Source organism: Curtobacterium sp. HSID17257 (genome assembly GCF_003989515.1).
Classification (GTDB): domain Bacteria; phylum Actinomycetota; class Actinomycetes; order Actinomycetales; family Microbacteriaceae; genus Curtobacterium.
In genome coordinates this window covers 1-11,050 of record NZ_RBLU01000103.1, presented here as the reverse complement: position 1 = coordinate 11,050, position 11,050 = coordinate 1, and the positions used below count along the sequence as shown (strand labels likewise).

At 71.0% G+C, this 11,050-nt stretch carries 10 protein-coding genes and 4 pseudogenes; 1 reads left to right on the top strand and 13 read right to left on the bottom strand.

Features of this window, described 5'->3' with window-relative positions; genetic code table 11:
- The 11 genes and pseudogenes from D8M35_RS13275 to D8M35_RS13225 all read right to left on the bottom strand — a co-directional run.
- Nucleotides 1-132, bottom strand: a pseudogene (locus D8M35_RS13275) (alpha/beta hydrolase); the annotation flags it as partial.
- Nucleotides 133-215: 83 nt separating this feature from the next.
- A pseudogene (locus D8M35_RS13270) lies at nt 216-413 on the bottom strand (alpha/beta hydrolase); the annotation flags it as partial.
- Nucleotides 410-634: a hypothetical protein gene (locus tag D8M35_RS13265; RefSeq protein ID WP_126892280.1), complete on the bottom strand. Its 225-nt coding sequence runs from the start codon at nt 632-634 to the stop codon at nt 410-412. The gene D8M35_RS13265 and the pseudogene D8M35_RS13270, both read right to left, overlap by 4 nt.
- Before the next feature lie 95 nt (nt 635-729).
- Nucleotides 730-1,710: a lytic transglycosylase domain-containing protein gene (locus D8M35_RS17110; protein WP_238638229.1), complete on the bottom strand. Its 981-nt coding sequence runs from the start codon at nt 1,708-1,710 to the stop codon at nt 730-732.
- A 60-nt stretch (nt 1,711-1,770) separates the two neighbouring features.
- Complete coding sequence (locus D8M35_RS13255) at nt 1,771-2,319, bottom strand: DivIVA domain-containing protein (RefSeq protein WP_174234750.1); 549 nt, start codon at nt 2,317-2,319, stop codon at nt 1,771-1,773.
- Between the two features lie 72 nt (nt 2,320-2,391).
- Nucleotides 2,392-3,402, bottom strand: a complete 1,011-nt coding sequence (locus tag D8M35_RS13250; protein ID WP_126892278.1) for a phosphatidate cytidylyltransferase — start codon at nt 3,400-3,402, stop codon at nt 2,392-2,394.
- A complete protein-coding gene (gene frr, locus D8M35_RS13245) occupies nt 3,402-3,956 on the bottom strand; it encodes a ribosome recycling factor (protein ID WP_058750599.1) in 555 nt (184 codons plus the stop codon). The genes D8M35_RS13250 and frr overlap by 1 nt, the downstream gene beginning before the upstream one ends.
- Nucleotides 3,957-4,001: 45 nt before the next feature.
- Complete coding sequence (gene pyrH, locus D8M35_RS13240; RefSeq protein WP_058729969.1) at nt 4,002-4,721, bottom strand: UMP kinase; 720 nt, start codon at nt 4,719-4,721, stop codon at nt 4,002-4,004.
- Between the two features lie 155 nt (nt 4,722-4,876).
- Complete coding sequence (gene tsf / locus D8M35_RS13235) at nt 4,877-5,704, bottom strand: translation elongation factor Ts (RefSeq protein WP_066654809.1); 828 nt, start codon at nt 5,702-5,704, stop codon at nt 4,877-4,879.
- 80 nt (nt 5,705-5,784) lie between these two features.
- Nucleotides 5,785-6,693 carry a 30S ribosomal protein S2 gene (gene rpsB / locus D8M35_RS13230; RefSeq protein ID WP_126892277.1) on the bottom strand — a complete coding sequence of 303 codons (909 nt, stop codon included), beginning with the start codon at nt 6,691-6,693 and terminating at the stop codon, nt 5,785-5,787.
- A gap of 342 nt (nt 6,694-7,035) precedes the next feature.
- On the bottom strand, nt 7,036-8,475 hold the full coding sequence (locus tag D8M35_RS13225) for a sugar porter family MFS transporter (RefSeq protein ID WP_126892276.1): 1,440 nt from the start codon (nt 8,473-8,475) through the stop codon (nt 7,036-7,038).
- On the opposite strand from D8M35_RS13225, the pseudogene D8M35_RS17305 reads away from it, so the two are divergent.
- Nucleotides 8,360-9,364: pseudogene (locus D8M35_RS17305) on the top strand (peptidoglycan DD-metalloendopeptidase family protein); the annotation flags it as partial. The gene D8M35_RS13225 and the pseudogene D8M35_RS17305 sit on opposite strands and share 116 nt — an antisense overlap.
- A gap of 198 nt (nt 9,365-9,562) precedes the next feature.
- On the opposite strand, the gene D8M35_RS13215 reads toward D8M35_RS17305, so the two are convergent.
- Together D8M35_RS13215 and D8M35_RS13210 are read right to left on the bottom strand one after the other, a co-directional pair.
- Nucleotides 9,563-10,537: a tyrosine recombinase XerC gene (locus D8M35_RS13215; protein ID WP_126892275.1), complete on the bottom strand. Its 975-nt coding sequence runs from the start codon at nt 10,535-10,537 to the stop codon at nt 9,563-9,565.
- 27 nt (nt 10,538-10,564) lie between these two features.
- Nucleotides 10,565-11,050, bottom strand: a pseudogene (locus D8M35_RS13210) (hypothetical protein); the annotation flags it as partial.

Here is an 11,050-nt window from a genome sequence, read left to right as displayed (position 1 = left end):
CACGTGGGAGTCCATGAAGCCGTGCGCGGTCGGGAGCGGGTGGAGCGTCACGAGCGTGCCCCGCGCCGGCCGGTCGAGCGGCTCTGCGAGCTCACCGACGAGGGTGAGGTGGTCGTCCGTCACCAGCCCGATGTCGGTACGGCGGGCGGGCCGCTAGGTGGTCGAGCGGGACCCGGGGCTGCTGGGAGGCTCCATGAGGGGTGGTACCAGTGTGCCGCGGCCTTCTTGAGCACGTGGGAGTCCATGAAGCCGTGCGCGGTCGGGAGCGGGTGGAGCGTCACGAGCGTGCCCCGCGCCGGCCGGTCGAGCGGCTCTGCGAGCTCACCGACGAGGGTGAGGTGGTCGTCCGTCACCAGCTCGATGTCGGTACGGCGGGCGGGCAGCTCGGTGTTCGAGCGGATCTCGGTGCTCATGCGATGCTCCAGCAGTGGTGGTGCCAGTGACGGCGCGATGCCAGGTCGGCCTCGTCCCCGAGCACACCGTCCGCGCGCCAGACCACCACGTGCGCCACACCCGGCAGCACGGCGAGGCCGCAGCCCGGGCAGACGTACTCCTTCTGCGCGGATGCTGCGGACACCGGTTGCACGGTGTACGTGCGACCACGACGGACCTCGGTCCGCTTCCACGTGCTCATGAGACGGTCGAGGCCGGTCTCGTCCTCGGTCGGCTCGGGACCACGGCCGCGAGGGCGCCGCGGCCGGTTGCTGCGCGGCACCCCGGAACTGCCGATCAGTACCAGTTGTGGGAGACGCTGTGGCCCCAGGCGCCACACGGGGTGCCGTAGACACCGGAGATGTAGTTGAGACCCCAGGTGATCTGCGTCGCGGGGTTCGTCTGCCAGTCCGCGCCCGCCGTGGCCATCTTGCTGCCCGGCAGCGCCTGCGGGATGCCGTACGCACCGCTCGGGTTGTACGCGTTCACGCGCCAGCCCGACTCCTTGTTCCACAGCGACACGAGGCAGTTGAACTGGTCGCTGCCCCACCCACGAGCGGCGACCATCTGCTGCGCGATGGCCTGCGCGCTGCCGGGGTTCGGCGTCGCGGCCGTCGCGGCGAGGGTGTTCGACGGTGTGACGGCCGAGCTCTTCGCTGCGGAGCCGGGCTGGTCGTCGGTGGTCTCGGCCGGCTGCTCCACGACCTTGGGTTTCGGCAGCGTGACCCCGTAGCCGTCGCGCGTCACGTCGAACGCGGCGTAGGTGCCGTGCGCCGTGAACTGCTGCGGCTCGACCGGCGCCTTCACGAGCACCGGTGCCACGACGGCGGCCTGGGCCACGTCGGGCTGCATCGGGTTGAAGAGGGAGCCACCCACGAAGCCGAACACGGCAAAGAAGGAGAGCGTGGGGATCGTCGCGCGCCGGCGCATGAAGGAGTTGAGGGTGCGGGCGGCCTTCGGCTTCGCCGGTGCGGCGACCGCACGGCGGCGCTGCACGATACGCGGGTCGGCGACACCGGTCGGCGCGATCGGGCCACGCACGAGGACCGGACCGGTCGTCGGTGCCGCGGCCGTCGCCACGGGGGTCTGGCCCGTGACGGGTGCGCCCAGCGCAGCCGACGGCAGCGAGGCCGTCTCGACCCGCGGGGTCGCGTGGAGGACCGAGTGCCCCGTCGTGCGGAGTCGGTCGCGTGCCGCGCGGCGCTCACCGACGACCGAAGGGTCGAGGTGCTCGCGGGTACCGCGGTCGGAGCTGGAGTCTGCCGTGTGCCTGCCCATGAGTGGGACCAGGATAACGGAACGGTCACGAGATGAGAAGCACCCGTGACCCGCGCGTCGTCAGCGGACGGCGAGCATGACCTCGACGACGGCGTCGAGAAGGGCGTCCACCTGTGCTTCGCGGTAGCCGCCGTGCTTCGGACGGAACACCACCGACCGGACCTCGGTGAGGCTCAGGGGCTTGCCGTCACGGAAGTAGCCGGCGAGCCGCTCCGCGAAGGCGTCGACGTCCTTCGGATGGTACCCGGTGCCGAGCGGGCTGGTGCGGGCAAAGCGCTGCCCTGCCGGGCGTTCGAGCCGCGCGACCACGTCGGAGGCCTTGGCGCGGGCCTCGGCGTACCAGGCCTTCTGGCCGACGTCGGCGATCTCGCGCTCCCGCTCCCGTGCGGCGAACGCGTCCTCGAGCCGCTCGAGCGCCGCGTCGACGTGCGCCGTGGAGTACCCGCCCTTGCGCATCGAGAACGCGGTCGCGCGGATCTTCGCAGCCTCGATGCCCGGTGCGGTGTCGCCCGCGGTGTAGGCACGACGGGCGTCCTCGAGGAACCGGTCGACCTCGTCGACGTCGTACCCGAGGGACTTGCGGTCTGCGGAGGGGAAGGTCGTGGCCACGGCGACATTCTGCCAGCACCGGACCATGACGCTGCCTGGACGCGCGGCCCGCCGGGTCGTCGGCCGTTCAGGTCAGTGGTTGACGATCAGGTACAGCACGTAGGCCACGGCAGCCGACGGCAGGATGCTGTCGATGCGGTCGAGGAGCCCGCCGTGCCCGGGCAGGAAGGACGAGATGTCCTTGATGCCCAGGTCCCGCTTGATCATCGACTCGGTCAGGTCACCGAGCGTCGCCGAGCCCGAGATGAGCACGCCGAGGACGATGCCGGTCCACCAGGGCAGCCCGAGCATGAGCCACGTCACGACGATGCCGACCAGGATGCTCGCCGCGACGGACCCGGCGAAGCCCTCCCAGGTCTTCTTCGGGCTGATCCGCGGCGCCATCGGGTGCTTGCCGAGGTTCAGACCGGTGGCGTACGCCCCGGTGTCCACGGCGACCACCACGAGGATGAACGCGATCACCCACAGCTCGCCGCGGGGCTGCGCCGAGAGCAGCACGATGCAGGCGCCGAGCAGGGTGATGTACGCCTGGACGAAGAGTCCGTTGGTCAGGTCACGGGCGACGTGCCCGGCCGGCGGCTTCTCACGTGTGAGTCCGACCTCGACGAGCCGCCACACCGCGATGAGGACGATGCCGCCGATGATGGCGAACAGTGCCGCGACCTGTCCGCCGAGGAACGCCGCCGGGACCATGCCGACCGCCGTCAGGACACTGGGCACGCGGGGAACGTCGCGTCCCGCGAAGCGCATCGCACTCGCGAGCTCGTACACCCCGACACCGAGCAGGAACGCCGCGACGACCATGAAGGCCGGCTTCCAGATGAGCAGCGAACCGAGCATCACGACCGCGAACGCCAGGGCGATCGCGATCGCGGCCGGCAGGTTCCGACCGGTCCGGGCGGTCAGGGCCTCGTTGCGCGCGCCGAACTCCGCCTTGCGCTGCTTGAGCTGCGCTTCGAAGTCGGCGCGCGCCGCACGGGCACGGGCGTCGAAGTCCTGTCGGAGCCCCTTCTTCGCAGTCGGGACCGGTTCCGGCGGGCGCGGTTCTGTGGGGCGGTCGCCGCCCGGCTCGGGGAGACGCATCAGACCTCGAGGAGTTCGGCTTCCTTCTTCTTCAGCGCGTCGTCGATCTGGTCGACGTGCTTCTTCGTCAGGGTCTCGAGGTCCTTGTCACCGCGGGCGATCTCGTCGTCGGAGATCTCCCCCTTCAGGGCGTCGAGGTCGTCCTTCGCGCGGCGACGGATGTTGCGGATGACGACCTTGTGGTCCTCGCCCTTGCCGCGGACGAGCTTCACGAACTCCTTGCGGCGGTCCTGCGTGAGCTCGGGGATCGTCACACGGACGATCTCGCCGTCGTTCGACGGGCTGGCGCCGAGGTTCGGGAACGTCGCGATGGCGCGCTCGATCTCCTTGAGCGCCGACTTGTCGTACGGCGTGACGATGAGCGTGCGGGCCTCGGGCGTCTGGAGCGACGCGAGCTGCGCGAGCGGCGTCGGCGTCCCGTAGTAGTCGACCGGGATCTTCTGGAAGAGGGCGGCGTTGATGCGTCCGGTACGGACGGTCGCGAAGTCGTCCTTGGCGACGTCGACGGCCTTCGCCATCTTCTCGGTGGCTTCGGTCAGGACATCACTGATCACGGTGGTTCTCCTTCGGTACTGCGTCGAGTCTAGTCAGCGTGCGGGTCAGTTGCTGACGACCGTGCCGATCCGCTCCCCGCGGATCGCGGCCGCGACGTTGCCCTCGCCCTCCATGCCGAACACGTGCATCGGCATGCCGTTGTCCATGCAGAGCGAGAACGCGGTGGCGTCGACGACCTTGAGACCCTGCAGCAGGGCGTCCTGGTACGTGACGTGGTGCAGCTTCTCGGCCGTGGCGTCCTTCTTCGGGTCGGCGGTGTACACGCCGTCGACACCGTTCTTGGCGACCAGGACCTCGTGCGCGTCGATCTCGAGCGCCCGCTGCGCTGCGACGGTGTCGGTCGAGAAGTACGGCAGGCCCGCACCGGCGCCGAAGATGACGATGCGCCCCTTCTCGAGGTGCCGCTCGGCGCGCCGCGGGATGTACGGCTCGGCGACCTGCGTCATGCTGATCGCCGACTGCACCCGCGTCGCCGCACCGGCCTGCTCGAGGAAGTCCTGGAGCGCGAGCGCGTTCATCACGGTCCCGAGCATGCCCATGTAGTCGGCACGCCCGCGGTCCATGCCGCGCTGCGAGAGCTCGGCGCCGCGGAAGAAGTTGCCGCCGCCGACCACGATGGCCACCTCGACGTCCTGCGCGGCCTGCGCGATCTCCTTGGCGATGGTGCTGATGACGTCCGGGTTCACCCCGAGGGACCCGGCCCCGAACGCCTCCCCCGACAGCTTCAGCAGGACCCGGCGGCGTCCGGTCTTCTCGTTCGTCATGTGGCGCACCCTTCGTCGAATGTCTCGTGGGAATCTACCCGGCCGGAGCCGGTCCGGCGGAGGAGGCCGTGCCTCCAGGCCGGGTCCGCGCGTGTCGCAGCGCGCAGAAAACGGGGCCCGGAACCGATGTGGTTCCGAGCCCCGTCACGGGTTCGTTACGCGCCGACCTTGACGCGGGCGAAGCCCTGGATCGTCAGACCGGCGTTCTCCGCGGCCTTCGCGACGGACAGCTTGTTGTCCTTGGCGTAGTCCTGCTCGAGGAGCGCGACCTGCTTGCGGTACGCGTTGAGGCGACCCTCGACGATCTTCGGCAGGGCGGCCTCCGGCTTGCCCTCCTCGCGCGTGATCGCCTCGACGGTCGCGCGCTCCTTCTCGATCGCCTCGGCCGGGATCTCGTCGCGGGTCAGGTACGTCGGGTTCGCGAACGCGACGTGCTGGGCGATCGAGCGCGCCTCGGCGGCGTCGGAGCCCGCGTAGGCGATGACGACGGCGATCTGCGGCGGCAGGTCCTGGCTGGTCTTGTGCAGGTAGACCTCGAAGGCGTCGCCCTCGACACGGACGACCGTGCGCAGCGCGAGCTTCTCGCCCAGCGCGGCGGCGGCCTCGTCGATCGTCTCGGCGACCGTCTTGCCGTCGAGCGGCGCGGCGTTGCCGGCCTCGACGTCGGACGCACCGGCGGCGGCGACCGCGGCGACGACCTTGTCGGCGAGGGTGGTGAACTTCTCGTTCTTCGCGACGAAGTCGGTCTCGCTCGCGAGCTCGACGACGGTGGCGGCGCCACCCTCGGTCGTCGCGACGACGACACCCTCGGAGGTCGCGCGGTCGTCGCGCTTGGCGACGGCCTTCGCGCCCTTGATGCGGAGCAGCTCGACGGCCTTGTCGTAGTCGCCGTCGGCCTCGACGAGCGCGTTCTTCGCGTCCATCATGCCGGCCCCGAGGTCCTCACGGAGCTTCTTCACGTCAGCAAGGCTGTAGTTGGCCATTGACTGGAGTCCTTTCTGGACTGTGGTTGTGGGGAGAGAAGGAAGGGGCGCCGAGCCGACCGGCCCGACGCCCCCGGTGACTACTCGGCCGAGGTGGCTTCGGCGTTCTTGGCCTCGTCGGCGATCGGCTCGCCGATCTCCTTCGCGGCGACCTGCGCGTCGGCGTCGTTCTCCTCGACGGGGGTCTCGGCTGCGGGAGCGGCCTCGGCTGCCGGAGCAGCCTGCTCGCCGCCCTGCTCACCGGAGAGGAGCTCCTGCTCCCACTCGGCCAGCGGCTCGGCGGTCTCCTCGTCGCCACCGTTGTGGCGGGTCTTCAGGCCCTCGGCCGCGGCGTCGGCGACGATGCGGGTCAGGAGACCGACGGAGCGGATCGCGTCGTCGTTGCCCGGGATCGGGTACGTGATCTCGTCGGGGTCGCAGTTGGTGTCGAGGATGCCGATGACCGGGATCCCGAGCTTCTGCGCCTCGTCGATCGCGAGGTGCTCCTTCTTGGTGTCGACGACCCAGAGCGCGCTCGGGGTCCGCGTGAGGTTGCGGATACCACCGAGGGTCTTGTGGAGCTTGTCCAGCTCGCGCTTCTTGATGAGGAGCTCCTTCTTGGTGAAGCCCTTCGTCGTGTCGTCGAAGTCGATCTCCTCGAGCTCCTTCATGCGCGCGAGGCGCTTGGAGACCGTCTGGAAGTTCGTGAGCAGACCGCCGAGCCAACGCTGGTTGACGTACGGCTGGCCGACGCGGGTCGCCTGCTCGGCGATGGAGCCCTGCGCCTGCTTCTTGGTGCCCACGAAGAGGATCGTGCCACCGTGCGCGACCGTCTCCTTGACGAAGTCGTACGCGCGGTCGATGTAGGCCAGCGACTGCTGCAGGTCGATGATGTGGATGCCCGAGCGCTCGGCGAGGATGAAGCGCTTCACCTTCGGGTTCCACCGACGGGTCTGGTGTCCGAAGTGGACGCCGCTGTCGAGCAGCTGGCGGATGGTGACGACGGCCATGCCGTCCCTCCTTGTTCTCGGCGCACGCCTGTCAGGCCGTGCGCACGGTTGCGGTTGTGTCGGTCACGACCGGTGGTCGTGGCCCCTGGCGCCCTGTCCGCACGGCCGCCCGCTCGCGAGAGCGGGACCGGTGGCCGCGGGACGTGCCGTTGGACGAGCGGTGTCGTTGCAAGCACTGTGGACGCGCGAAGTCAGCGCGCTGGAGCGCGCTGCGGTGGCAATGCTAGCAGGTCCCGGTGACCTGCCCGACGCGGGATGGGATGCGGACCGTGGACGCACGGGAGGCGCGGTGCGGGACCGACCCGCACCGCGCCTCCCGTCAGGTGGTGACGCCGGTGGACGCTACTTCGCCGAGACCGTGTCGCCCTCGGCCGAGATGCCCATCTCCTCGAGGGAGCGGCCCTTCGTCTCGGGGATCTTCGCGATGACGAAGAACAGGGACAGCAGGGCGAACAGCGCGTAGATGCCGTAGGTGACCGTCAGGTTGAAGCCGGACAGCACCGGGAAGGAGATCGTGACGAGGAAGTTCGCGATCCAGTTGGCCGCCGAGCCGACGCCCAGCGCGGTCGCGCGGATGCGGTTCGGGAACATCTCGCCGAGCAGCACCCACATGAGCGGACCCCAGGTCGCGCCGAACGACACGACGAAGAGGTTGGCGAAGACGAGCGCGATGAGGCCCCAGGCGCCCGGCAGCTTCGGCTCACCGTCGACGATCGTGGCCTGGGAGAAGGCGATCGCGACCATCGTGAGCGATACGAACATCCCGGAGGAACCGGCGATGAGCAGCGGCTTCCGACCGAGCTTGTCGACCGTGAAGATCGCGATGAAGGTGACGGCAACGTTCACGACGGACGTGATCGTCGAGATGAGGAACGACTGCTCCTCCTTGAACCCGACCGCCTGCCAGAGGGTCGTCGAGTAGTAGAAGATCACGTTGATGCCGACGAACTGCTGCAGCACGGCGAGGATGATGCCGACCCACACGATGGGCTGCAGGCCGAAGCGGTTGCCCCGGATGGAGCCCTTCTTCTCGTTGGCTTCCTTCTTGATGCCGTCCTGGATCTCCTCCAGGCTCGTGTTCACGGTGTCACGCGGGACGATCTTGCCCATGACCTCGCGGGCGTCGTCGGCACGGCCCTTCGAGAGCAGGAAGCGCGGGGACTCCGGCAGCGTGATCGCGAGCACGCCGTAGACGACGGACGGCACGACACCGACGAGGAACATCCAGCGCCAGGCGGCGAGGCCGAGGACCTGCTCCGACGCACCGCCGGCGGTCACCGCGAAGATCTGGTCGGAGAGCAGCGCGGCGAAGATGCCGAGCGTGATGGCGAGCTGCTGGAAGGACGCCAGACGGCCACGGATCGCCTTCGGGGACACCTCGGAGATGTACGCGGGGGCGATGACCGACGCGGTCCCGATGCCGAGGCCGCCGACGAGACGCCAGACGACCAGGTCCCAGGTCGCGAACGCGAACGCCGAGCCGATCGAGCTGACGAAGAACAGCACCGCTGCCCAGAACATGACGCGGGTGCGGCCCCAGCGGTCGGCCAGGCGGCCGGCGAAGTAGGCGCCGAACGCGCAGCCGATGAGCGCGGAGGCGACCGCGAAGCCGCTCGCGGCCTCGGACAGGCCGAACTCGCCCTTGATCGCGTCGACGGCTCCGTTGATGACGGAGGAGTCGAATCCGAAGAGGAAGCCGCCGACTGCCGCCGCGATGGCGAACAGGGTGACCTTCCCCTTGAACGCACGGTCCTCGCCGTGCTGGGTGGACGTGTTCGACACGGTGCTCCAGGTTCTTGCCGCCGTGCTGGGTGGCGCACGGTGCCCCGGCGGTCGGCTGGTTCGCCGTCCGAGCGGCGTTGCGTGTTCCGGAGCGGCCCCGACTGTACTCGCTGGCGGCTCGTGGGGCACATCGAGGTGCGGCGGGGCGCGGCGGGCGGTGGGTCGTGCGGGGTCGCACGCGTTCTGGGGTCGTCGTGGATCGCGCGGGTTCTCCGACGTTGCGCGCGTCGATCGACGCGCGTCGTGTCGCAGCCGGCACCTGGCGCGCTGCTCCGCCGCCGCCCCTGCACAGGCCTGGAGGCAGCGGGCACCGTCCCCAGGTCGGCTCGCCGCCGCCGATGGGCCGGTCCGGCTCGACGACCCTCGTCACATGAGACGGTCACCGTTCCTCCTCCCCCGACCCGAGCGGCCGTTCGGGTTCCTCATCCTCGCGGTCGCGCTCGTGGTCGCGCTCGTGGGCCCGCGTCTGCCGGGGCGTCCGGCGACCTCCGACGAGGCAGGCCGGTCGACTGCGACGATCGTGGCGGGCGAGGCCGAGGCCCCGCCGCCGTGGGTCTGGCCGACGGGCACGCGCGAGGTCGTCCGACCGTTCGAGGCGCCCGCGGACGACTACTCGGCCGGACACCGCGGCATCGACCTGGCGTCCCCCCTCGGGGCCTCCGCTGTGGCCGTGGCGGACGGCACGGTGTCGTTCGCCGGCCAGGTCGCCGGCAGGGCCGTCGTGACGATCGACCACGGGGAGGGCCTCGTGAGCACGCTCGACTCCGTCGACCCCTCGGTGGCGCCGGGTGACGCCGTCCAGCAGGGGACGGTGGTCGGTGTCGTCACGGTCGGGCACTGCCCGGCCACCGATCCGTGCGTGCACCTCGGTGCCCGGGTCGACGGTCACTACGTCGATCCGCTGCGGTTCCTGTCACCGGCGGCCTGGCCCGTGCTGCTCCCGGAGTCGGCGTGGCCGGGCTGCAGTGACGGAGGCCGCGAGGCGGTGCGGAGGGACGGCATCGGGACACCCGCCCGACCGCCCTGCGTGCCGGCCTCGCTCGCCTCGCCGGGTCTCGCCTCGCCGGGTCTCGCCTCGCGTCCGGGGTCAGGCGCGGGGGTGCGCCGTCCGGTAGACCTCGCGGAGGCGTGCGGACGACACGTGCGTGTAGATCTGCGTCGTGCCGAGGCTCGCGTGCCCGAGGAGCTCCTGCACGGCCCGGAGGTCCGCTCCCCCGTCGAGCAGGTGCGTGGCCGCCGTGTGCCGGAACGTGTGTGGCCCGCTCGGTCCGGCACCGGGCAGGTCCTCGAGGGCGCGCGCGACGACCCGGTACACGCTCCGGACCCCCAGCCGGCCGCCCCGGTCGCCGAGGAACAGTGCATCACCCCCGGAGCGACGCGCCCGCACCTGACCCGGAGACCGGTCCGGCGTCTGCGCCGCAGCCCGGGCAGCCAGGACCGGGCGTCCCCGTTCGAGCCATGCGTCGAGCGCGTCCTTGGCAGGTAGGCCGAACGGCACCACGCGCTCCTTCCCGCCCTTGCCGAGCACGCGGACGGTCAGTCGGGAACGGTCGACGTCCTCGACGTCGATGCCGACGAGCTCGCTCACCCGGATCGCCGCGGCGTAGAGCAGTTCGACGACCGCCAGGTCCCGGAGTGCACCGGGGTCGTCCGTCCCGGCACGGTCGGTGAGTCCGTCGAGCACCGACCGGACCTGGTCCGTCGACACGACGCGGGGCAGGTGTGCGGAGCCCTTCGGCGCGCGGAGCCGAGCGGCCGGGTCGGTGTCGAGCACACCGGTCTCGCTCGCCCACCGGGTGAAGGCACGGACCGAGGACGACCGGCGCGCGATCGTCGACCGCGCCAGTCCGCGCTGGTCGGCGTCCCAGAGCCAGTCCCGGAGCGCCTCGAGCCCGAGGCCGGTGGTGGTGCCGATCCCCCGCTGCGCGGCGAACTCCACCAGCTGGTCGAGGTCGTTCGCGTACGCGCGGACGGTCTGCTCGCTGAGGCCACGGGCACTGCGGACGTGGTCGAGGAACGACTCCACCGCCGCCACGAGTCGCGCGTCCGTCTGCTCCGCCACGGCCCCAAGGGTAAGCGCCCACCGTCGTCACGACCTGGCCCACCCGCCGCCGGTGTGCCGGACGAGCCCCTGCAGCTCGGCCAGCGCGAGGGCGTCCGCCACCGCTCCGATCGACATGCCCGACCGGACGGCGATCTCCTGCTCGCCGAGCGCCCGCCGCCCGAGCGCGTCCACCACCCGGACCACCTCGGGGTCCTGCCGCCCACCGCCGAGCGGCTCGTCGCTCCGGAGCGCACCGCCCCGACGTGTCGAGCGACCTCGGACGGACCGACCGCACGGACCGACGACGGCGTCGACGGGATCGTCCGGGCCGACGACGATCTGCGCGCGCCCCTCGGCGACCAGCCGGTGACACCCCACCGACGCGGGCGACGAGAACGCACCCGGGACGAACTCGGCGACGACCACCAGCGCGGCGAGCACGAGCACCAGGACGACGAGGACGACGGGCCAGCGACGGCGCTTCCGGGAGGGCGCGGTGGCGGAGGACATCGTCCCACCCTGCCAGGTGCT